The 24,107-nt window shown below is 51.1% G+C and carries 14 protein-coding genes; 12 read left to right on the top strand and 2 right to left on the bottom strand.

Annotation, left to right across the window (positions count from 1 at the left end; all coding sequences use genetic code 11):
- Positions 1–100: 100 nt before the first annotated feature.
- Positions 101–1,255 carry a stalk domain-containing protein gene (locus COHPA_RS0102110; RefSeq protein WP_027084542.1) on the top strand — a complete coding sequence of 385 codons (1,155 nt, stop codon included), beginning with the start codon at positions 101–103 and terminating at the stop codon, positions 1,253–1,255.
- Between the two features lie 103 nt (positions 1,256–1,358).
- Here the strand turns inward: COHPA_RS0102110 and COHPA_RS0102105 are convergent, their stop codons facing one another.
- On the bottom strand, positions 1,359–1,808 hold the full coding sequence (locus tag COHPA_RS0102105) for a hypothetical protein (protein WP_027084541.1): 450 nt from the start codon (positions 1,806–1,808) through the stop codon (positions 1,359–1,361).
- 520 nt (positions 1,809–2,328) lie between these two features.
- On the opposite strand from COHPA_RS0102105, the gene COHPA_RS0102100 reads away from it, so the two are divergent.
- The 6 genes from COHPA_RS0102100 to COHPA_RS0102075 are packed head-to-tail and all read left to right on the top strand — an operon-like array spanning position 2,329 to position 17,490.
- Positions 2,329–3,336 (top strand): hypothetical protein, encoded by a 1,008-nt coding sequence (locus COHPA_RS0102100; protein ID WP_027084540.1) that lies wholly within the window; start codon positions 2,329–2,331, stop codon positions 3,334–3,336.
- A 50-nt stretch (positions 3,337–3,386) separates the two neighbouring features.
- Complete coding sequence (gene fabD, locus COHPA_RS0102095) at positions 3,387–4,640, top strand: ACP S-malonyltransferase (protein WP_027084539.1); 1,254 nt, start codon at positions 3,387–3,389, stop codon at positions 4,638–4,640.
- On the top strand, positions 4,625–11,329 hold the full coding sequence (locus tag COHPA_RS24130) for an HAD-IIIC family phosphatase (protein ID WP_027084538.1): 6,705 nt from the start codon (positions 4,625–4,627) through the stop codon (positions 11,327–11,329). The genes fabD and COHPA_RS24130 overlap by 16 nt, the downstream gene beginning before the upstream one ends.
- A 21-nt stretch (positions 11,330–11,350) precedes the next feature.
- On the top strand, positions 11,351–11,623 hold the full coding sequence (locus COHPA_RS0102085) for an acyl carrier protein (protein ID WP_027084537.1): 273 nt from the start codon (positions 11,351–11,353) through the stop codon (positions 11,621–11,623).
- A 23-nt stretch (positions 11,624–11,646) separates the two neighbouring features.
- Positions 11,647–16,713 carry a non-ribosomal peptide synthetase gene (locus tag COHPA_RS0102080; protein ID WP_027084536.1) on the top strand — a complete coding sequence of 1,689 codons (5,067 nt, stop codon included), beginning with the start codon at positions 11,647–11,649 and terminating at the stop codon, positions 16,711–16,713.
- 15 nt (positions 16,714–16,728) lie between these two features.
- On the top strand, positions 16,729–17,490 hold the full coding sequence (locus COHPA_RS0102075; RefSeq protein WP_027084535.1) for a glycosyltransferase family 8 protein: 762 nt from the start codon (positions 16,729–16,731) through the stop codon (positions 17,488–17,490).
- 87 nt (positions 17,491–17,577) lie between these two features.
- On the opposite strand, the gene COHPA_RS24125 is transcribed toward COHPA_RS0102075, so the two are convergent.
- On the bottom strand, positions 17,578–18,111 hold the full coding sequence (locus tag COHPA_RS24125; RefSeq protein ID WP_027084534.1) for a hypothetical protein: 534 nt from the start codon (positions 18,109–18,111) through the stop codon (positions 17,578–17,580).
- Between the two features lie 293 nt (positions 18,112–18,404).
- On the opposite strand from COHPA_RS24125, the gene COHPA_RS0102065 reads away from it, so the two are divergent.
- The 5 genes from COHPA_RS0102065 to COHPA_RS0102045 all read left to right on the top strand — a co-directional run bounded on the left by COHPA_RS0102065 (position 18,405) and on the right by COHPA_RS0102045 (position 24,097).
- Positions 18,405–18,962: a hypothetical protein gene (locus COHPA_RS0102065; RefSeq protein WP_027084533.1), complete on the top strand. Its 558-nt coding sequence runs from the start codon at positions 18,405–18,407 to the stop codon at positions 18,960–18,962.
- Positions 18,963–19,178: 216 nt separating this feature from the next.
- Complete coding sequence (locus COHPA_RS0102060) at positions 19,179–19,874, top strand: response regulator transcription factor (RefSeq protein ID WP_027084532.1); 696 nt, start codon at positions 19,179–19,181, stop codon at positions 19,872–19,874.
- 4 nt (positions 19,875–19,878) lie between these two features.
- Entirely contained in the window at positions 19,879–21,342 is a 1,464-nt protein-coding gene (locus COHPA_RS0102055) for a sensor histidine kinase (protein ID WP_027084531.1), read from the top strand.
- Entirely contained in the window at positions 21,339–22,517 is a 1,179-nt protein-coding gene (locus COHPA_RS0102050) for a WD40 repeat domain-containing protein (protein WP_027084530.1), read from the top strand. Before COHPA_RS0102055 ends, COHPA_RS0102050 begins: the two co-directional genes overlap by 4 nt.
- Before the next feature lie 167 nt (positions 22,518–22,684).
- Entirely contained in the window at positions 22,685–24,097 is a 1,413-nt protein-coding gene (locus tag COHPA_RS0102045; protein WP_035119889.1) for an ABC transporter substrate-binding protein, read from the top strand.
- Positions 24,098–24,107: the final 10 nt, after the last annotated feature.

Genomic DNA, 24,107 nt, shown 5'->3' with positions numbered 1-24,107 from the left:
CGGCTCTGTTTGTACTAATTTGGATATAGGAACTGGACAGCAATAAATTGCAAAACGCGGTGAGTATGATTGGAAGATACGAAGGAGCGGAGTGAGCGCGATGGCGAAATGGGGACATTGGAAACCGGGAATGATCGGATTCGCATGCGGAGCCGTATTTTTCTCCGGCATCACCTATGCGGCGACAAGCCAAATTAAGGTTGAGTTTCGCGATTTACGCTATTATTTCGACGGAACGAACAAGCAACCCCCGAGCGGTCTGAAAGGATTTATATACAATGATTCAACTTACGTCCCTCTGCGATTCGCAGCGGAGTCGTTGGGTAAGCCGGTGGAATGGGTCGAGTCCTCGAGTTCGATATATATCGGCAAGAAACCGGAGCGCCCGGAGGAAACGGATGTGCCGGCGCGTTCGTCCGCCTTGCAGGTCTTCCCGAAGGACAACGCTTGGAACACGGATATTTCGAAATACCCGGTACACAAAAACTCGGCAAAGTTTATTTCCTCCATTGGAGCAGCCAGGGGGATGCACGCGGATTTCGGAACGGAGTGGGAAGGCGAGCCGATCGGCATCCCTTATATGATCGTAGACGGCAATCAACCCAAAGTGAAAGTGACGTTTACGGATGACGCGGACCAAAGCGATCCGGGGCCATATCCAATCCCCCTTAACGCGCCAATCGAAGGAGGGCCCGATAGCGGCGGCGACCGACATGTTATTGTCGTCGACAAGGACAACCTGATGCTGTACGAATTGTACCATGCGCGTCCTTCGGCTCAAGGCTGGACGGCTGCGAGCGGCGCGAAGTGGGACTTGAAGTCCAATGCGCAGCGACCGAAATACTGGACCTCGGCCGACGCCGCGGGCTTGCCGATCTTCCCGGGGCTTGTCCGATATGACGAAGCTTCCTCGGGAGAAATCAATCATGCTCTTCGATTTACGGTCGGCAAAACGCAAAGAGGTTTTATTTATCCCGCGAGCCACTACGCTTCGAACCTTACGGATCCTAATCTTCCTCCGATGGGGCTGAGACTGCGGCTTCGTCAGGATTATGACATATCCGGTTTTTCCCCAACTAACCAAGCGATCCTAAAAGCGTTAAAGAAGTACGGAATGATCGTCGCCGACCATGGCAGCAGCTTATACCTCAGCGGCGCGCACGATCCGCGTTGGGACGATGAAGATTTGCATCATCTCGGCAAGATCAAAGGCAGCGATTTCGAAGTGGTGGACACGGGCAAGATCGAAAAGTAAAGCGAAAATAGATATCCAAATGAAAAACTCCGCTGGCCGAATGGCTGGCGGAGTTTATTTTATAAGGCTATCGATTCGTACAAATGAGATGAACAAAGACTAACTAGTGATAGACCCTCAACGAATAGAACGACTGCGTGCTCCAATCCACCCATGGATCCGCTCCCGACACCGCGATATAAAAGGTGTCCTCGATTGTCCGGAAACGACGACTATATCTCAATCCGCTGGAGGACACTCTCGAGGAATCCAATAAATGATAAAACGCTCCGTGTTGATATTCGAAAACCGTAAACTTGCAATTTTGCGCCGGAGGACATTTCAATTCAACAGTAATAAATTCATCCCTATTGGTAAGGTTCACTTTGAAATAATCGACCTCGGAATTAAAGCTTAGCTGATCTTGTTTCCATTGATTAAGATACAGAGTCCTTGCCGTCTGAACGGTCCCGTTAGGATTGGTGTAATAAGGATCTTGAGCAAAAACCGATTGCGCCGATACCAGAATCATGGCTAGCATGAACGGGACAGTAAACCATTTCTTCAGTTTCATTCTTTAAAAACCCCTCCCAAAAGTTAATGATTACAAAATTGAGTAATAGCTGGCCAGCCACTAAACAACAATAATTGATATGGAGCACACAATGGAATAGTTAGGAAACACTAAATAGAAGGGATGAAACAGTAGATCAATAGATCAAAACAATCAATTTTTTATCGTTAAATGTAATAATTTGGCGATTAATTAAATAAATTTAACATTTATGTTTTTGAAGAGGCAATCTTCCGACATCCGTAACCGCAGCAGCGAAGGAAATGTTCTCAAGCGGGGCTTTGAGTGTCCTTTAAGCGTTGCCGAACCTCATGAAAAAGCAATTTCGACAAAATATTCAGATATTCCATAAAAGTAGTGCGAATTCCTCAAAGATAGTGTTTTTTCATCGAAGGGTTTGAAAGAAGAATAACAGAAAACAGAAGAATAACAGAAATAGGAAAAGCGCTCACTGCTGGCATGCTAGGGCAGCAAGAACCATCAGATTCGAAAATCGATAATCATTGGAGAGATTCTTAGCGTGATTAAACAACTGCCTGTCGTGAAGCCGTATATTTCGGCCTATAAACATCATGCGTTGCCTCTATCGATTTTAAGCTACTACGAAGAGAACGAGTCTTGGATTTGCAACCATTATTTGCAGCTCTATCAAAGATTTGATTTTAATGAGAACGTGCACTGGCTGGATTTTTATCTATTCGACGAGATTCCGATTAGATCGAGCACCATTCCATGGTTAGATCACACTCAAACGATTCATATCGACTACCTAAAAAGGCCCATTCACGAATTTTTGATTGATGTTATCGATCAAGGCAGCTTTATATACGTCATTCATGACGATTACTATATGCCGCATTCGTTTTCCTATAATCAGGGACACTTTAAAAACAATCTGCTTATAACCGGATATGATCTCGATAAACAATGCTTTTATGTATACGACTATGCCAATACGACAAGGGGCCAGCTGCAAGTGAATGAAGTACCGTTCCGTCTGATGGAGAAGTCCATCGCTTCGGAGCATGCATGGAACGTATTAACGTTATTCACTTATCAATCGGATTATCGTCATCAACTTCAATTGGAACTTGCTTATCGATTGTTGCAGGATTATGTAACGTCATCGAACTCCTCCCAAGATCTGTTGCTCATCAGAGATCCGCCGGAAAAAAGAGCTTTCGGAATATCCGTGTACGAGCAAATCAAACGCTTTTTACATGGACACAGCGATTTGATTAATACGCTCCATCTTCCTTTCTACGTCTTCCATGAACACAAAGCGAGCGTCGGGAAACTAATGGATAATCTGATCAATAAGTATGACAATCCTGAGATTCGCCGATTGAGAGCGGAATACGAAAGTGTAATCAGAGACGCAGGATTTATGAAAACGATCATTCTAAAATACATGCTTAAGCCGGATTTCGATATCGCGAAGTCGATCATTCCGATCTTGGATTCCATGAAATTATCGGAGGAAAGGGTGATAACCTCATTATGTGAAGAAATCCAGAAGATTTCATAAATAGAAAGGAGTATTGAAATGATGAACGAGCGGCGTAAGAGGAAAAGAGGATGGCGAATATGACTCGTCACGCTTTCTTGTTTCCAGGGCAAGGCGCTCAGGCAATAGGAATGGGGAAAAAATTATACGACGCCTATCCGATGGCACAACGGATTTTCGAAGAAGCGAGCGACGCGTTGCATATGGATATGCGCGAGCTCTGCTTCGAAGACAAAGAACGGCGATTATCGCTCACGGAATTCACCCAGCCCGCGATTCTAACGGTTAGTTATGCGGCATTCAGCGTGTATATGCAGGAAGTAGGCACGGAGCCGACGTATCTTGCAGGCCACAGTCTGGGCGAGATCACGGCTTTAACCGCCGCGGGATCCTTTTCATTCTTCGATGCGGTTAAGCTGGTACGGATTCGCGGACAATTCATGCAGGAAGCGAGAGCCCTTGGCAACGGAATCATGACAGCCGTCGGAAATCTGGACATTCGGATCATCGAGGAAGTTTGCGAGCAGGCATCGACCTCGGAGGAGTTCGCTGTTCTGGCTACCGTGAATTCGCCGATGCAAACCGTGATCTCCGGTCATCGGACAGCCGTTCTGAAGGTTGAAGAACAGTTGGCGTCCATGGGAGCGCGTCTGCTGCGTTTGCCTGTAAGCGGTCCCTTCCACAGTCCGCTGATGATTCCGGCTGCCCGGAAATTCGCCGAACAGCTCAATCGAATCGCACACAAGCCGCCCCGATGGCCGGTTCTTGCCAATGTAGACGGCATGCCTTATGAGGACGAATCGCAAATCGTCCGGAAATTGACGCTGCAGATGAGTCTTCCGGTACGTTGGGCGGACTGCATGGACTATCTGCACAGCCGACATATCGCTGCGGTTATCGATATGGGACCGCAGGCCGTCGTCGGCAAACTAGCCGCCCAGAATATCCCGAATCTGATCGTACATAGCGTCGACAAAGGTATTAACGAACTCCAGCCCCTAGCGAAAGTGCCCCCGACGGGACTAAACGAGACCGTGACGCTCTTCGTCTCCCGTTGTTTGGCGATGGCGGTAAGCACCAGAAACGCCAACTGGAACGACGAGGAGTATGAAGCAGGCGTCGTTCGACCGTATGAAAGCATTCGCGCTCTTCTGGAACGGATAACCAACGGGGTCGTCGTGCCGGGGAAAGAACATATGAGAGAAGCGCTGGCTATGTTGCAGACGATCTTTAGGACCAAAAAGGTTCCCGTTGACGAGCAAAGCGAACGCATAAACCAAATGATGATGGAAACGGGAGTGAACAGCGGTTGGACGCATTATTGAAATCCATATTGGAGCATACCTCCGCCGGCAAGCTGGACAAGGACATCGCAGCGCAACTGATCCAACATTTGAAAGCCGTACAATCGGACAGACGGACGGACAACCGGGATATTGCAATCATCGGGATTTCCACGCGGCTGCCGCTTGCGGAGGACGCCGAACAATTCTGGGAGCTATTGAAAGCCGAAACCGATTTCGTTCGACCTTTTCCCGATCGGCGTCAACAAGATTATCTTAACTACAAAGCCGCTCTGAATGAGGCAGAACATTCGGACATTCGCTTCAAAGAAGGAGCGTATTTGGAAGAAGTCGATACCTTCGATCACCCGTTTTTTCGTATGTCTCCGGCAGAAGCCAATATGACCGATCCCCATCAGCGGATATTCCTGCAAACCGCCTGGAAGGCCATAGAAGATGCGGGGTACGGAGGAAACCGATTGTCCGGCACGAAGACCGGCGTATACGTAGGATATTCCCCGCCTGAAATCCCCTACAGCAGAATGATAGAGCAGAGCAATCCCGAAGAATTGCATATGTCGTTCGTAGGCAATATTCAGGCCATGATCGCAAGTCGAATCGCGTATCTATTAGACTTCAAAGGCCCGACTCTTACCGTGGATACGGCCTGCTCCTCGTCGTTAGTGGCTGTACATATGGCGTGCAAGGCGATTCAGACCGGCGACTGCGATCAGGCCATTGCCGGAAGCGTGAATGTCTATTGGGGACTTCCAGAGAGAGAGGTCCGAATAGGCATCGAATCTTCTAACGGCCGAACGCAGGCGTTCGACGACGGCTCCGACGGTACCGGCGAAGGCGAAGGCTCGATTGCGATCGTTCTGAAGCCGCTGAAACGGGCGCTAGCGGATGGCGACTCCATCTATGCCGTCATTAAAGGAAGTGCCCTCAACCAAGACGGACGTTCGATCGGTATTACCGCCCCGAACGCCGCAGCTCAATCGGATGTTATTGCCGCCGCATGGAAAGATGCCGACGTTGATCCGCAGACGATCACTTATATTGAAGCTCACGGTACGGGAACCAAGCTTGGAGATCCCGTCGAAATCGAAGGGATCAGCAGCGCATTCGAGCGTTTTACGGGAAGAAGGCAATTTTGCGCGCTCGGCGCACTCAAGTCGAACATCGGTCACTTGAATAGCGCGGCCGGCATTGCAGGACTCGTGAAGGCGGCGCTGGCGCTCAAAAATAAACAGCTTCCGCCCAACCTTCATTTTCGTATACCGAATCGGGAAATTACGTTCGAACGATCCCCCGTCTATGTCCTCGACCGATTGACGGAATGGAAGACGGAAGGTACTCCTCGCAGATGCGGGGTCAGTTCATTCGGACTAAGCGGTACGAACTGCCATATGGTGATGGAAGAAGCGCCGGTCGTTCGACGCGCAACCGGGCCAGGGGCGAATACGACAGAGCTATTCACCATTTCGGCCAGGAGCTTGCAGTCTCTAAAGGAGATGATTTCGAACTTTCGCCGATATATTCACAAGAACTGGGGGGAAATGCCGAACCTGCGCGACGTCTGCTATACGCAAAATACAGGCAGAGGTCATTACGATTATCGATTGGCGTTCATCGTAACAAGCTTGGAGGATTGGCAAGAGAAAATAGATAGTCTGTGCACGTCCGATCTTACGCGGATGACACGTTCCGATATCTATTATGGCGAACGGACAGCCAGAGGAGCGAAGCCGAATCGGACGGATCCGATCGAATTCGAGGAAGAGGAGCTGCACCGGCTCCCCCTATCGCAAATAGGCCGTCTATATGTTTCCGGTGCGAAGGTGGATTTCGACCGATTGTATCCATCCGGCGGCTGCAGGAGGGTTAACTTGCCCGCCTATTCCTTTGAACGGATTCGCTGCTGGGTTACTTGGCCCGAGACTGCGGATAAGGACGACCGGCCTGTTGCGGTTAAGCTCCAAGGAGATGTTGCGGCTTTCACGCAAACCGAACGGAAGCTTGCCCAATTATGGGGCGAGATGTTCGGAGTTGCGACGATGGATAGAGAGGACGACTTCTTCGTATTAGGGGGAGATTCCTTAATCGCGGGACTCATGTTGTCCAGAGTGCAGAAGGAATTCGGAGTCGATCTCCTATTGAATCAAGTTTTCGCCAATCCAACGCTGCGAATGCTTGCGCGGGAAATCGATCATACGGACCCGATCTCGTGTGCCGAAATCCGTCCGGCAACGATTCAATCCTACTATCCGACGACGCCCGCGCAACGAAGAATGTATATTCTGGAGAGAAAATCGCGGGACCTGACTTCTTATAATATACCGGTTGTTCATACGATCAACGAAAGGATAGACTACGCGCGGTTTGCCGAAGCGATGCGGCAATTGACGCAGCGCCATGAAGCGTTCCGAACATCGTTCCATTGGGTGGAAGGGGAGCTGATGCAGCATATACGACCCGAGGTGCCGATAGAACTCGAATTCGGCAACGTGACGGAGGACGAATTGCCGGATAAAATTCGCGCATTCGTCAAACCGTTCGACTTAGGCAGCGCCCCGTTATTCCGCGTCGAGCTGCTGAAGATGTCAGAGGATAAGCATATCCTCCTCATGGACATGCACCATAGTATTTCGGACGGTTTTTCCTTGCGCGTCTTATTGGACGAATTGCGCCTGTTGTATGCCGGAGAGAATCTTTCGCCTCTCCGCGTTCAATATAAAGATTACGCCGTCTGGCTGAAGGAACAAGGCGACACGCTATCCATGCACAGACAGGCGAAGTATTGGGAAACGGTCATGGCGGGCGAGTTACCCGTATTGCGAATGCCTCTCGACTTCGCGCGGCCGACGAAGCAGACTTTTGCGGGAAATACGATACATTTTACGATCTCGAACGAAATGACCGACAAGCTGAAGCTGTTCGCCAAAAATAACGATGCAACGTTGAATTCCGTCTTGTTCGCCGTATACTCGGCGTTGCTCCATGCTTACTCCGGTCAGAATGACCTTATCATCGGCACGATTGTTGCCGGCAGATTGCAGGTGGAGCTGGAGCGCGTCATCGGGATGTTCGCCAATTTCCTTCCGATCCGGTTGAACGTGAAGGAAGGAACCACGCTGGCCGAGCATGTCGCGGACGTTCAGCGATCGCTCATCGATGCTTACGATCATCAGATGTATCCGTTCGATGAACTGGTCGAGAAGCTGGGAGCTAATCAAGACGCAAGCAGAAACCCGATCTACGATACGCTCTTCCTGTTCCATAACGAACTCGGTTCCGACGATGATGCCGTCGAGCACCGGTTGGATATCCAAGATGTTCAATGGCAGCATGATGTCGCTACGGTGGATTTCAAGCTGGACGTGCATCTCGAAGAAGATCGTTTGGCATGCAATCTGCAATATAATACCGCTTTATTTAAGCCCGAATCCATGGAGCGGTTCGCAGAGCGGTTCCAACAGCTTACTGCCATCCTATTGGAGCGGCCGAACGAACCGGATTGGGCTATTCCTTTCCTACCCGATCAGACGATGAAACAACAACGTTCGATAGACGAAGCGAGTTGCGTAGCCGTCGCTGCCACGTTTACCGCCGAATCGCTGGAGCCTTATATCCATTGGTGGCTGAACCAATTTCAATTGGAGATGCAGGTAAAGATCGCTCCTTATAATCAAATCTTTCAACAACTATTGGACCCTGACAGCTTGCTATCCGTGAATCGGGGAGCGAACGTGCTGCTGCTCCGCATGGAGGACTGGATACGCGACGACACGGCGACGGATGCGCAACAATGCAGCAAACTGGAGCAAACGTACCGCGAATGGCTGAATATGTTCAATCATAGACAGATGAACGCGACTTGGTTCGTGGGAATTTTTCCTGTTTCCACGCATCTAGGCTTGAGCGAAGACGTTATTCGCTGTATCGAAAGCCTGAACAATCGATGGCTGGATGCAATCGAACAAATGGACGGCGTTATCGCCGTCGACTTGCGCGAGGCGTCTTCTCTGTACCAGGTAAGGTCCGTCTTCGATGAGAACAAAGACGCCAAGGGGCACCTGCCATTTACGACGGAATATGAGGCCGTAACGGGGACGTTGATTGCCAGAAGGTTGATTGCCTGGAAACGGCAGCACTTTAAAGTGATCGTGCTCGATTGCGACCATACGTTATGGCAAGGAGTTTGCGGCGAGGACGGACCGCTCGGCGTCCGCGTGGAAGACCCGTACAGAGAGCTGCAAAGGTTTGTGATTCAGAAGCAGCGGGAAGGCATGTTGATAGCGCTGTGCAGCAAAAATACCGAACAAGACGTATGGGACACGTTCGAGAACAATGAAGGGATGCTGCTCAAGAAGTCGCATCTTGCGGCTTGGCGGATCAATTGGCAAGCGAAATCGGACAATCTGACGGAACTTGCCCGAGAGTTGAACGTCGGCCTGGATAGCATCCTATTCCTGGATGACAATCCGATCGAATGCGCGGAAGTGATGAATCGTTGCCCGGATGTTCTTACCGTGCAGCTTCCCGGTCATCGTCAGGCGATTCCAATGTTCGTTAAGCATCTATGGGCATTGGACCGGATTAGGATTACGGATGAGGATCGCAACCGTACGTCGATGGTTCAAGCGGAGCGCGACCGCCGGGAATCGCACCATCCGGAAACTTCGCTTGCCGATTTCCTGCTCAATCTAAAGCTGCAAGTCAGCATAAGGCCAATGACATCCTCGGAACGGAATCGGACGGTTCAACTGACGCAAAGAACGAACCAGTTCAATTCCAGCACCATTCGCAGGTCGGAGCAGGAGGTGCAGTCATGGGTGTCCCATCCCGATCGCAGCTGCTGGGTGGTCGAGGTCAGGGATCGGTTCGGCGATTACGGGCTAACGGGCTGCTTATTCTGGTACGAGAGCAATCAGGCGCTGTGGATCGATGCGTTCATGCTCAGTTGCCGCGTATTAGGCAAAGGGGTTGAAGACGGGGTGCTAGCCGCATTCAAAGCATTGTGCAAGGAGCGGCAACTAAGCAAGGTGATGATGCGTTTCGTTCCCACGGAGAAGAATGCCCCGTTCCTGCAGTTTCTGCAGCGGAGCGGATGGACCGAAGAGGCAGACCACTATGCTATTCCTGTTGCATTATTGCCCGATGCGATCCAGCATCTGGCTATCAAGTTCAATGAACCGTTGGAAGACATCGGCTCTCATGAGCCAAATGAACCGAATGTTGACAGGCTCGCCGAATTTCCGACTATCGATCCGGTCGCCGCAGCGTCGAATATACCGGATAGCTTGACCGCTATCGACTGGGAGATGGAAACCGTGAATGAGCTGCGGCTGAGACACGGAAACCATTACGTTCCGCTTGAAGCCTATACGGGGGAACGATTGCTCGGCCTTATCAAATCCGTAAAGACGAGAAAAGAGATGGCCCAGCCGTATGTTGCCCCGGAGACCGAACTGGAGGCTACGGTGGCGAAAGTGTGGAGCAAAGTGCTGGGCGTATCTCCCGTAGGCATTCATGACGACTTTTTTCAACTGGGCGGGACATCGCTCAAGGCCGTTCATCTCGATGTGGAAATGGAACAAGCAGGGTTCCCTTCGGACAATCTGCTGGTCTTCGATCTCAGAACCGTGCATCTGATGGCAAGACATTATGATAGAGATCAACCGAACCGCATGAACGATCCGCAGCCTCAAACGCAAGAGCAGTACCCATCTTTAACCCAATTGGAGGAGCCTATGAATTTACAACGATTCGACCACAAGTTTCTAAGCTGTTATAAGGGACAATTAATCAGCTATCTTCAAAGCAAAGGCGTACCAATCGAGTTGCTGCTTTATAATTCGTTCGAAAGCACGGAGGAAATCGTAAGACAATTGTTCGAAGTCAAAATCGTGATGAAATGGGCGTACAGCACCTCGTATTTGATCGAGGAAGAGGAGTTTTCGGACATCGGCCTTCAAATGATATACAAGGAGTTTAGCCGTTTCCAGGACATCGAAGACGAGTTTCTCGCATTAATCAGATGGGGCAAATGGCTTGTCGTATCCGTGGATCACTACTATCTGCCTCATTCGACCGAGATGAACAAGCGCTTGAAGCCCGATCCGAACGACGGCCATACCGTTATCGTGACCGGTTATGATCCCGGCACGGGTCAAGTGACCTTGCTCGATGACGGTCATACCAACTATATTACGTACCGATATCCTCTGGATACGCTTCGGCATGCCAATAATCAACTGTATGACGAGAAGAAGTACTTGCTATATTTCGATTTTATAGGAAAAGCGCCGGATAAAGAGAAGCTGCAACGGAAGTATCGGCAGTGGATCGAATCGTTCAAGGACGATGCGGCATTTTATGGTTCGCTGCTGAGTCATATTATCGACAATCAGAACAACATGGCGGAATTGAGAAGATTCATCGACGCGCTGCACATTATATCCGGATCGAGAGCTATTTTCGCCAAATATTTGCAATTTATCGGCTATGATTCGGCATTGATCGAGCAACTGCAACAGTGCAGTTCATTGGCGGATAACCTGGTCAGACGAATCGTTAAATTCACGATGTCGCAGGACATCGAAGCAGAGGAATTCCAATCCGAATGCGAACGACTCAAGCAACTGGAGAAGCTTATCATCGTACAGTTAAAAGCGGATCCCGAATTATCGAAATCCGATTATTTCAACCACGGTCTCGTAAAATATTAACGAATAGCGGAGGAACATATGATGCTCAAAAACGAATTGGATGCCTTTATTCGAAAGTTTGCCGTTTTTTGCGAAGAGAAATTCAATATTCAAGCTCCGGAACAGATCGATGACCATGTACCGCTAGAGCAGATATTCGAATTCGATTCCCTTGTATTGACCATGTACGTGATCCAATTGGAAGAGACTTTCAACATACGCGTGCCGGACGAGGAAATCATTAGATTGGGGAATTACAGCGTGTCCAGATTGTTGAATTATATCGAGAATCGACAAGCCGCGGTCAAGGGATAATCTATTCGCAAAGGGGGGACATAATGGGGGCATTCAATGTTACTTCAGCAACTGATCCGTTGGAGAAAACCATCCATCGGTTGTTCGAGGAGCAGGTCGAGCAGGCGCCGGACCACATCGCGATCGTATGCGAGGAACGGCAACTCACGTACCGCGAACTGAACGCGCAAGCGAATCGATTGGCAAGAACGCTTAGGGCTAGGGGAGTCGGGGCGGAGCGAATCGTGGCCATTATGGCGGATCGCTCGATAGAGATGGTCGTTGGAATGATCGCGATTCTGAAGGCCGGCGGCGCGTACATGCCCATTGAACGTATGTACCCGGATGAGCGAATCCAGTACATGCTCAAGGATAGCGAAGCGGTATTGCTGCTCGCTTATGGGGGAGAAACGCGGCTGGAGGGATATACAGGGGAAATACTAGATTTAGGAGACAGGCAGTTTTATGATGCGGACGATTCCCATGTTAATCATGTCAACTTCCCCAATAGCTGCATGTACGTGATTTATACTTCAGGAACGACCGGACGGCCCAAAGGGATCTTGATGCCTCATCTAAGCATCGTTAATTTGCTGGTTTATCAACAGCAGAAGACGACGATCGATACGCGTCGTACTTTATCTTTGGCGTCCGTCGGTTTCGATGTCTTCACCCAAGAAACTTTCTCTACGCTATTAAGCGGAGGCACGCTCATTGTCGCCCAAGAAAGCGTGAAACAGGATCCTTGGCAATTGATTCGCTTCATCGAGACTCACGAGATTTCCGCCGTATACTTGCCTACCGCTTATCTGAAACATATGATTTCCGATCAGGACTTATCCAATAAGCTGTTGCAGCATGCGGAGCATCTCGTAGTTGCCGGCGAGAAGCTTGAACTGAACAGAGCGTTTCTTGACAAGAGCATGCGAAGGAATGTTCAAATCCACAATCATTACGGACCTTCGGAGACCCATGTCGTTACGACTTTCACCATTGGAAACCAGGACGGACTGACGTTAATACCGCCTATCGGGAAGCCGATCTCGAACACTTGGGTCTATATTGTCGACGAAAGCAACCGACTGCAACCGATCGGAACGCCGGGAGAACTGTGCATTAGCGGACACGGCTTGGCGCTAGGGTATTTGAACCGGCCGGAACTAACCGCAGAGAAGTTTGTGGAGAACCCCTTCGCGCCGGGAGAGCGGATGTACAAGACGGGAGATTCGGCGAGATGGCTGCCCGACGGCAACATAGAGTATTTGGGCCGGATCGACCAACAGGTCAAGATTCGAGGTTATCGTATCGAGCTGGGAGAGATCGAAGCGCAATTGTTGCGAATCGCATCGGTTCAACAAGCGGTGGCGACGGCGTTCGTAGACAATGCCGGGCACAACCAATTGTGCGCGTATGTCGTCGCGGATAACGCGCTTACGATCGCCGAATTAAAGGCAGAGTTGTCTCGATATTTGCCGGCGTACATGCTCCCGACGCATTACGTGAAATTGGAGCGGATGCCGCTAACCCTTAACGGCAAGGTGGATCGTAAAGCGTTGCCGGCTCCCGAGAGAAGCATAACGACAGGGGCGACTTATGTTGCTCCGCGCAATGAGGTCGAGGCTGAACTGGTCCGCATATGGCAGCAAGTGCTTGGCGTCGAGCCGATAGGGGCGAAGGACGACTTCTTCGATATCGGGGGACACTCGTTGCGCGCCATGCACTTAGTGACAAGAATTCACCAAGCGATGGGAATCTCCGCGACAATCAAAGACGTCTTCCAGCATCCGTCGTTGGAAGGGTTGGCGGAATATATCGGCAAGCAACGCAAACAACAGTATCAGCCGATCCGTGCGTCGACGAAGCAGGAAAGGTATCCGGCTTCATCGGCGCAAAAGCGGCTGATGGTATTGAGCCAGCTGGAAGGAGTCGACACCGGATACAATATGCCGGAAGCGCGGCTGCTTAGAGGCGTATTGGACGCAGACCGCTTGGAGCGGGCAATACAATCGTTGACCAAACGGCATGAAATTTTGCGGACATCGTTGACGTTCACAGAAGGAGAAGCGGTGCAGATCGTCCATGACGAACTTGACGCGCGTCTGGAGCGCATGGTTGCGAGCAGCGAAGAACAACTGGAAGAGCTCGTGCAAGGCTTCGTGCGGTCTTTCGATTGCGGCATGGCTCCGCTATTCAGAGTCGGTTTGATCCGGTTGGAAGAAGAGCGGCATGTATGGCTATGGGATATGCATCATGCGATATCCGATGGGATTTCGATCGGAATAGGGTTAAGAGAACTTGAGCGTCTCTATCGGGGAGAAGAACTCGAACCTCTGCGGGTGCAATACAAAGATTATGCCGCGTGGCAGTTGGAGCGGCAGGGAAGCGCGGAAGCTGCCCGGGAGGAACGATACTGGCTGGAGCAGTTCGCGGGAGACATTCCCGTATTGCAATTGCCTACGGATTATCCGCGTCCGGCGATGCAGAGCTTTGCCGGGGATCATATGCGGTTCACGGTGGATCGCGAAACGATGATCAAGCTGCGGAAGGTGGCGGAAGCATCGGGAAGCACGCTGTATATGGTGCTGTTGGCGGCGTACAACGTGCTGTTGTGGACATACAGCGGTCAAGAGGACATCGTGGTCGGTACGCCGGTAGCGGGGAGAATGCATGCGGATCTGGAACCGTTAATCGGCATGTTCGTGAACACCTTGGCGATAAGGAATTACCCGCAGGGAAACCTCACGTTTCTAGAATTCCTGGAGCAAGTGAAGGACAACGCGCTGCAAGCGTTCGATCATCAGGGATATCCGTTCGGGGAATTAGTGGAGAAGGCGCTAGTAAGAAGGGATACGAGCCGCAATCCTTTGTTTGACACGATGTTCGTGCTGCAGAACATGGAGACGGAACGGTTCAACCTGGAAGGAGCGGAATCGTCGCGTTATCCCGTTGAACATCCCGTCGCAAAATTCGATTTGACGTTGCAAGCGGAACCGCTTGGGGATGGCGGTCTGGCAGTAAGCATGGAATACGCGACGAAGCTGTTCAGACGCGAGACGATCGAACGAATGGGAATCCACCTGCAACGAATATTCGAGGTAATAAGCGAGCGCCCGGATCTACCGTTACGTGCAATCGAGATACTGAATGAACAAGAAGCGCGGCAACTGACGGAAATCTTCAACGATACGCGTGAAGCGTATCCGCGAGAGAAAACGATCCATCAATTGTTTGAAGACCACGTAGAGCGGACGCCGGACCATATAGCCGTTGTATTCGAGGAACGACAGTTCACGTACCGGGAACTCAACGAGCGGGCGAATCGGTTGGCCAGAACGTTACGGGAAAGAGGGGTAGAGCCGGATCGACTCGTAGGGATTTTGGTCGAACGTTCCTTGGACATGATTGTCGGGATATTGGCGGTCTTGAAAGCCGGAGGCGCGTACATCCCCATCGATCCCATGCTCCCGGAGGAGCGAATCCAGTACATGCTGGAGGATTCGGGGGCGAAGGCGCTGCTATTGCAAGAGCGTTGGCGGGAACGGACTTGTTTCGCGGGTGATATCGTCGTGCTGGACCATGAGCAAGCGTATCATGCGGACGGTACGAATCTGGAGCCCTTGGCTCATGCGAATAACTTGATCTATGTCATCTATACGTCAGGGTCGACGGGCCAGCCCAAGGGCGTCTTGGTTGAGCATCGCTCCGTCGTTAATATTTTATTCCAGCTGGAACAAGAATACCCGATGCTGCCTTCGGACGCCTATTTGTTAAAGACCTCGTATACGTTCGACGTCTCCGTAGCCGAGCTGTTCGGCTGGTTTATCGGACAAGGGAAGCTTGTAATTATGCCGCCGGGCGAAGAGAAAGATCCGTTAACGATCATTCAACGAGTGGAAGAGCAGCGCATTACGCATCTCAATTTTGCGCCTTCCATGCTGAGCGTGTTTTTGAATGTTCTGGAGGACGAAGACGTTGCCAAACTGCGATCTTTAAAATATATTTTCGCAGCCGGAGAGGCGCTTACCTCTAAAGTAGTGGAGAGATACAACCAATTACCGCTGATGGCGAGATTGGAGAACATTTACGGACCGACGGAAGCAACCATATATGCGACGAGATATGCCGCATCGGCTGCTGGACAGGGCGAGACGGCGAACGTACCGATCGGCAGGCCGCTTGGCAATGTTCAGACTTGGATCGTGGATCGGTATGATCGCATGCAGCCGGTCGGAGTGCCGGGGGAGCTTTGCATTAGCGGGGACGGATTGGCGCGAGGGTATTTGAATCGTCCGGAATTGACGGCACAGAAATTCGTCCGGAATCCGTTTAAGCCGGAAGGACGGATGTATCGCACGGGAGATTCGGCGAGATGGCTGCCGGATGGAAACATCGAGTATTTGGGCAGGATCGACCATCAAGTGAAAATTCGCGGTTACCGGATCGAGCTAGGGGAAATCGAGGCCCGACTGGTGGAGCACGCCAACGTGCAGGAAGCGATTATCGTTACGGTAGAACAGCACGGCGAGACGCAGCTTTGCGCGTATTACGTCGCGTTGGACGCAGACGGCAAAGAGGCATTAAGCGCGAAACAATTGCAACGATATTTGGCGTCGAAGCTTCCTTCGTATATGATCCCGTCCCACTTCGTGCGATTGGAGAGAATGCCGCTTACGCGAAACGGCAAAGTGGATCGCAAAGCGCTTCCGAAGCCGGTCGTAACCAAGAACGCGGATTCGCATGCGGTTGTACCCCGCAATGAAGTCGAAGAGCGAGTGACGGGAATATGGTCCGAACTACTCGGAGTCGTTCCGAACGAGTTGGATATGGACGACAACTTTTTCGAAATCGGCGGAACCTCGCTGCTTCTTATGCAAATGCAGGCATCCGTCAACAAACATTATTCCGGAATGATTAAAGTTTCCGACTTGTTTAAATATCCGTCCATCTCTGCGCTTTCCGCCTTTATCGCGGATAAACTTCAGCCTAAGGCTGCATCGGATAACGACTCCAAGATCAGCCGCCAACGGCTTGAAGTCCTAGATATCTTAACCTTAATGGAAAAAGGCGATCTGGATATGGAAGAAGCCCTGGCTTTAATTAGACAAGAGTAAGAAAGGAGCCTAATCGTGATTATTGCTACAGCAGCCAACAAAGCTTATTCCGTTCAATTGCGTACCATGCTGAAATCGTTGTTCGTCAACCTTAGCCAGCCGGATAACGTAACCGTAGTCGTCTTAGAAACCGATATTCCGGCCTCAACGCAATCCGAGATTCATGAGCTCGCTAACGCTTTCGGAGCGACCGTTAAATTCATTGCGATGAATAACGATGAATACAGAGGTTATCCGTTAAATGCCGAAATGTCGCACATCAGTCACGAGACATTCTATCGAATCGCTTTGCCCGAGCTCATTCCGGACCGCGATAAAGTCATTTATATGGACTGCGATATCCTCGTATTAGACGATCTCAGGGAAGTATGGAATATAGATCTCGCCGAGCACCCCTTAGCGGCCGTCGAGGATTTCTTGAGCGTGTGGGATCAAAGCAGGCTCGTCGTACCCGAGGGAACGAAATATTTCAATGCGGGTTTTCTAGTGATCAACCTAAAGCAATGGCGCGAAAATAACGTGGCCGCTCAAATTCGAGATACTTTGCTGAATCCTCAACTTTCGTTGGAATATATGGATCAAGACGCCATTAATCTTGTATTGCAGAACAAATTCCTCGAGTTAGATCGCGTTTGGAATTATCAATCCTATTTCTGGAGGAACGGCATGACGATGCAGCGTCCTTCACTGCTTCATTTTACGGGTCCGGAGAAGCCGTGGAATTCCGATACCGAGTTTAATGGAGTGTATCAATACTATTTGAACCTAGAGGTTTAGCCGCTTAGGAACAATACGATGGACGTCCTCGGGGTCGCTGGCGACCTCTTGGACGTCCATTATTAGTTTGGGAATGTTATATCATTATTATCGATTGATAAATTCCTCTGGAACGACTTCATTGGCATAGGCATTTCTAAACTCTGTAAGCAATTCCAATACGGTATTTCCATTCATTCTAATATCTCCATAATTCGGGACAACCGTATGCCAGTTCTCTTCAGCCAAATATCGCGTTGCAAAGAGATACGTCTCGCCAGGGATGAGCAGTGGATCTCCATCCAATAGAATCAATGAATTTTTATGAATTCCTCCTTGTTGATTCACGGTTACGATAGTGGGAAGAACTCCTTTAATATTTTCGAGAACCTGCACGGTAAATTGCGTCTCCGGAATCGCTCCGAGTTTTTTTGTTCCGATTTGTTGTACTACTTTTCCTGTAAATACGTTATTGGAAGCTCCTACGAGCATCTTTTTATCTTTAAAGTTAGCTACGTAAGTGCGATGTGCTTCGACAACTTTATAGTCGTTCGCTTTATTCTTATTAACCACTGCCTGGATACTTAATATTCCGCCCGCCATTAAGACTGCTGCCAATGCAAGGATTAGCCTTTTTTTCATTATTATCATCCTCTTCGTTCGTACATTATTATACCTGTAGTTTCATAATGATATTCAATACCCAAAGCTTGTCCTAATTCGATGCAACATTTTTTGATACGACATCGTTCTACCTAATGAGATCGGCGAGAATGCACTTCAAGATTGAAACAGCGTTAATGGGAGGTGATTGGATTTCGTAGCCCTGTTCCCAGTATAAGCGATATGCCGCGTGCATTGTTATCGTCGAACTCTTAATGTCGTTAATTATACGGTTAATATATAAGCAAAATGCTTTCGAGGAGGCAATGAACATGAAAAAGAAAACCAAGGGCGCCGCAGCGATGCTGCTGCTGGTGGCTGTCGTCGCCGTATCCGTACCGGCTATCGTATCCGCCAATAGATCGAATCAAGCTGAAGAGGCAGCGCCAGTCGTTGCTCAAGATTATCAAGTTGCCCCAACCGTCCAAGTTGACCAATCCGTCTATGAGAATACCGAATACGGCTTCCGTTTCACGTTGCCGGACAGTTGGAAGGGGTACACGATCGTAACGAACCAATGGGAAGGTCATGATGCGACGGACGGCAAGGTCGCAGAAAGCGGCGCGTCGATCGGTATCCGCCATCCCGAATGGACGACAGACAAGCCTAGGCAAGACATCCCGATTTACGTCTTTACGGTGGATCAATGGAACGCGCTCCAGCAGGAAAAATTCTTTATCGGCGCAGCGCCTATGGGACCTAAAGAGCTGACTCGGAATAATAAATACGTGTTCGCGTTGCCGGCGCGCTACAACTTTGCCTATCTTGACGGTTTCGAAGAAGTGGAAGATATCCTTAACGGCAACCCGATTCAACCGATGTACGCATGAGGGCGTAAACCAATAGGACCAATCAGCCCCAGAGCGCGGGATACGCGGCTTTGGGGCTGTTTCATGAATGGACACAATTTGTTGACAACTTCTCGATAGGTTGGAGATAACTGAACGTTACACTTGAGGATAGATGTTGCCGCGTTGTCACCGCGCATGAGGTTTATGCTAAGATCGATTCAAACATTCCTATGCCATGCGGATTGGAGCTTCAATATGGATAAAACGAAAATACTGATCATCGAGGACGAAGAAGCCATTGCGGATCTGCTCGCTTACGGGCTGAAACGCGAGGGCTTCGAGACGCGGACGGCCGGCAGCGGAGAAGAAGGGTTGCGGGAGCTGGAGCTGTTCCGACCGGATCTGCTGGTGCTGGATTGGATGCTGCCGGACCGAAGCGGCCTTGACCTCTGCAAGCAAGTAACGGCTCAATATAATTTACCCATTCTCATGTTGACGGCCAGGTCGGATATTACGGATAAAATTCTCGGTCTAGAGGTCGGAGCGGACGATTATATTACGAAGCCGTTCGACCTGCGGGAAGTTGTCGTTCGCATCCGCACCATTCTGCGCCGTCTGGCGCAAGTCCAACCGGTTGCAGCCGAAGCGGCGCCTTCGGAAATTCGGTTCCGGGACGTTGTCATCGTGCCCGATGAACGTCTCGTGACCAAGCAGGGCGCCACGGTCGAATTGACGCCGAAGGAGTACGATCTGCTTATGGCGTTGCTTGGCTCCCGGGGCAAAATCTTCACGCGCGCGGAGTTGCTTGAGTTCGTATGGGGCTATGATTTTCCCGGCGACATGCGGACGGTGGATACCCACGTTCAGAGGCTCCGCAAGAAACTCGACGCGGCTGAATGGATTACGACCGTCTTCGGAATCGGGTATAAATTCGAGAAACGGAACGGCTGAACCCATGGTGCGTACGCTGCGAGCCAAATTCGTCGTCGGTTTTCTGCTGATATTCGGCTTATCTTTTCTCGTGCTGAATGTGACGGTCAAGGAATTTATTCGGGACAGCAACCGAAGCATCATTACCTCGGATCTTATCGAACTGAAGAACAACAGCAACGTGTACGTCCGTCAAGCTTTTCTCATCAATCATTTTACGAACGACAATATGTATTTCGGCCAAATGGCCGAGGAGATGGTAGACGATCTTCACCGCGCGACCTCGAGCGATGTGAGCGCCTATACGGTTGACGGGATTATGCTGTATTCGTCCAACGAGGCGGAATTCGCCGGCCGCGGGGCCGAGGACCTCAAGCTGGCGCTTGGCGGCAAATCCGCCTATACGATTACGTATGAGGGAAGCGCGGGCTCCGTGCTCTATTCTTATCCCGTCGTCATCGACGGCGTCAAGGTCGGCATCTTGCGATTCGCCAAAGACTTCACTTCACTGTACGAACAGACAGGCAAAATTGTTAACCTGCTGTTCTATCTGGCTCTCGCCATATTCCTGGCCGCGTTCCTGTTCTCGTATTTGCTGTCGCGGCATATTACGATTCCGCTCGTGAAGCTGACCCGCGCCTCGACGGAAGTCATCGAAGGAAACTTGGACGTTCGCTTGACGTTTCGGCGCAAAGACGAGATTGGGCGGCTGGCGGAGAACTTCAACGAGATGATCGGTCGCATCGACAGCCAGATCGCGACGATCGGACGCGACCGGGACCGGCTGAAGACGCTCATGGACCAGGAGAAGCGATTTTTCGATAACGTTACGCACGAGCTGAAAACCCCGCTTACGTCTATTCTGGGGTATGCGGAGCTGATCAGGGAGAACGGGGAAGCGGATCGCGTCTTTTTCGACAAAGGCATGACGCATATCGTAGACGAAAGCCGGCGGCTGCACGGCATGGTGCTTAACCTGCTTGAAGTATCGCGCCGCGGCGCCGCGTTGGACGAGGACGTACAGATAGACCTCGGCCTGCTTCTCCGGGACGTATGCGACGCCATGGAAATTCGCGCGAAACGCTATAAGAAGCACGTTGTCCTGAATCTGGAGGACGGTCTTGTCGTTCTGGGACAAGCGGACAGGCTGCGGCAGCTGTTTATCAATCTGCTGGATAACGCGATTAAATATAGCGAACCCCTGTCGACGATCACGATCATCGGAGAGAAGATCGCGAGGGAGAAGAGGCTTCGTCTCGCATTCGGCAATCCCGGCGTGACCTTATCTTCCGGCCAGGTGACGAGCGTGTTCGAGCCTTTCTATTCCGGAGACAAGACGTTCAAAGAAGAAGGCAGCGTCGGGCTTGGACTCAGTATCGTCAAATCGATCGTTGACGATCATGGCGGAATGATCCGCATGGACATCGACGGCGGAAGGACAACGGTCTATGTAGAACTGCCCTCTGCCGGGGAGGATGGAGACGAATGATACCGCATAGCAAGAAGAGGAGAGGGATAAGGCTTGGGAAGTTGACTGCCATACTCGTTGCGGTATGGCTCCTCGCGATGACTGCCGGCTGCATCGGCGATCCCGCCTCGGAAACCATCATTATTACGGAGGATGAGCAATCGGGGGGCGGCGTTGAAATCGGCGAAGCCTTCCGGGTGAGCACGATTTATCCTCTGCCGGCGCTGGCTTCTTCCGGACTCTCGGTACTCGGTTGGACTAGCGGAGAAGCCGTGGTGGGATATTTCTCCGAGAACGGGTCTCTCACCGTTCCGTCCACCGTAGGGTTGCAGTTGCTCTCCCCGCCCTATGAGAAGCCTGAGCCCTTGATGAATGATGCGAATTCCGGGACAAGCCTGATCAGCTTGTCGCCTGACGGAAGGTTGATCGCCGAATGGACGACATCCCCGGACGGCGCTTATTTGACTCTCGTTCCCCTGGACAGCCGTCCGGCCAAACCTGTCGCGGCCATCCCAATCGTGGAGCTGACGTTGCTCTCGCGTCAAATCCAATGGTCGAGCAACAGCCGGTTTCTGTCTTATATGGAGGCTGACGGCAACCGGACGCAACAGTTCATGGTCGTCTGCGACGCGAGGGACGGAACGGTACAAAAGTTGCCGCTGCATGGCTACAATACGGACGGAAACGTCTCCGTCAGGTTGTCTGAAGACGGTAATGCCGTCCTGCTCGATGACGGGAAACTTGTCGCGATGGCCAAGCGGAATGCCGACGGCAGCTTTGAAGTCCAATACGATCATCCGTCGGGACGCGGCGGCAGTACCTGGATGGATTCCGACCGTTTCGTATTCCTCGGTTCCGACGACACTTTGTTCCAATACGATGCGCGCAACGGAGAGCTTTCCGTGCTGCTGGAGAAGGTAACCGGCTTCAGCCTATCGCCGGACCGACAAGCGATCGCTTATACGCTCAGCGATAAGGAAGCGATCTATGCGGGGAGGCTGCAAGGGAACAACGTGCTGTATCAGACGCCGGTTTATCAGGGAGTCGTTCCTGACCGGATGGTATGGAGTTTAAACGGCGGCGCGCTTCTGGTTGACGGCGGCATGCAGCCGAGCAGGTCGACGCAGGTAGTTGCTCCGGCACCGGCGGCACAAGCCGGGGAGCGGCTGCAAACCTTTATCATAGCGTTTCAATAACGCCGATACGGCGGGCAGGACGTGCAATCGTCTTGCCCGCCGTTTTTAATTCGCAAGATAGAGACAACTTGTTCACAAGAGGATGAAGGTTTGGAGATATCTCCTCTCTATAATGGGGCATGTACCCGGTGAGATGGCAAGGCAACCGGCGCAAAGGAGATTACGACATGAAAAAATACGGCTCCGTCATCTTGGCAAGCGGTTTGCTTGCTATCGCTTTAACCGCCTGCAACGGCGGTCAGGCAATCGGCAACCATGCGGACAATCACGCGGCAGACTCATCTTCCGTCCCTGCTTCGAACGGGAAGGACGATACTCCCCATGGCGGCAAGAAAACGATCGTCTTCTCTACCTTCTGGCAAGATCCCAAATACGAGGCAGCCAAAAAAGCTTACGAGGCCAAGCATCCGGATATCGAGATTAAGCTGGAAAGCGTGTATACCTCCGACGCAACGCTGGAATCCGATATGGAGAAATACATCTCGACCATGAATGCGGCTATGCTCGCGGGCAAAGGCCCCGATCTGATGGAGACCGATATGCTGCCCGTCGTCAGCTACGTGAAACACGGGCTCCTGGCAGATCTGACCCCGATGATACAGGAGGACAAAGCGTTCAAGAAGAGCGATTATTTTACGAACGTGCTGGACAACGTTCGCTTCGGAGAGGCGATGTACGCGATGCCGCTCTCCTTCTTCCTGATGGGCTTAGCCGGGGATGAGGCCACGATCGCGAAGACGGGGGTGAAATTCGATGACCAATCCTGGACATGGAACGAATTCACGACGGCGGCGGAGAAGATGATCGCAAGCGGCGGACTGCCGTCCGCCCTGTCCTATGAAGGACCTGAGTATTTGCTTGGCGAGATGGTAAGAGACAACTACTCCTTATTCGTCAATCCCGAGAAAGGAGAGGCGAGTTTCGATTCGGCGTCCTTCACCGGACTAATGAAGCAGGTGAAAACCATGTTCGACGATGAGCTGGTGTCCAAGGACGGACGCGGGATGAACGCGTATTTCCGGAGCGTGCAGATTAATTCCCCGAAGGATTATTTGGAATCGATGCAAGTATACGGTCTCGGCACGAAGTTGTTTGATCCGGGAAGCGGCGATCATATGAAGCTGTACGCCAAGCCGCACGCGCAGGACATTGCGGCAGGCGGATATTTCAAGACCTATCGGAGCGTCGCCGTAAGCGCACGGTCTAAGGTGAAACAGGAGGCTTGGGATTTCGTGAAATTCATGCTGCAGGAGGACAATCAATCGTCGGATGCGACGACAGGCTTTCCCGTCAACAAGTCGGCGTACGAGAAGCAGCTTGCGGAGCTGAAGAAGCAAGGATCGTTTCAATCCGCCGAGGAAGGGCCGCTTCATGGCGGCATGATTCGAGTAGACGAGGCCATGCTGAACAGACTTGACGCGTATGTGAACGGAGCCGTTCACCAAGTACGGGACGACGATACCGACAAGCTAACAGATTTGATCGTCAAGGAATCCAAAGCTTTTTTCGCCGGACAGAAGTCCGCGGAAGCGGTAGCTAGCCTGGTCCAGAATAAAGCCATGACATACCTGAACGAATAATAACGGACAA

The organism is Cohnella panacarvi Gsoil 349 (assembly GCF_000515335.1).
Taxonomy (GTDB): Bacteria; Bacillota; Bacilli; order Paenibacillales; family Paenibacillaceae; genus Cohnella; species Cohnella panacarvi.
This window is presented reverse-complemented; position numbering and strand designations above follow the sequence as displayed.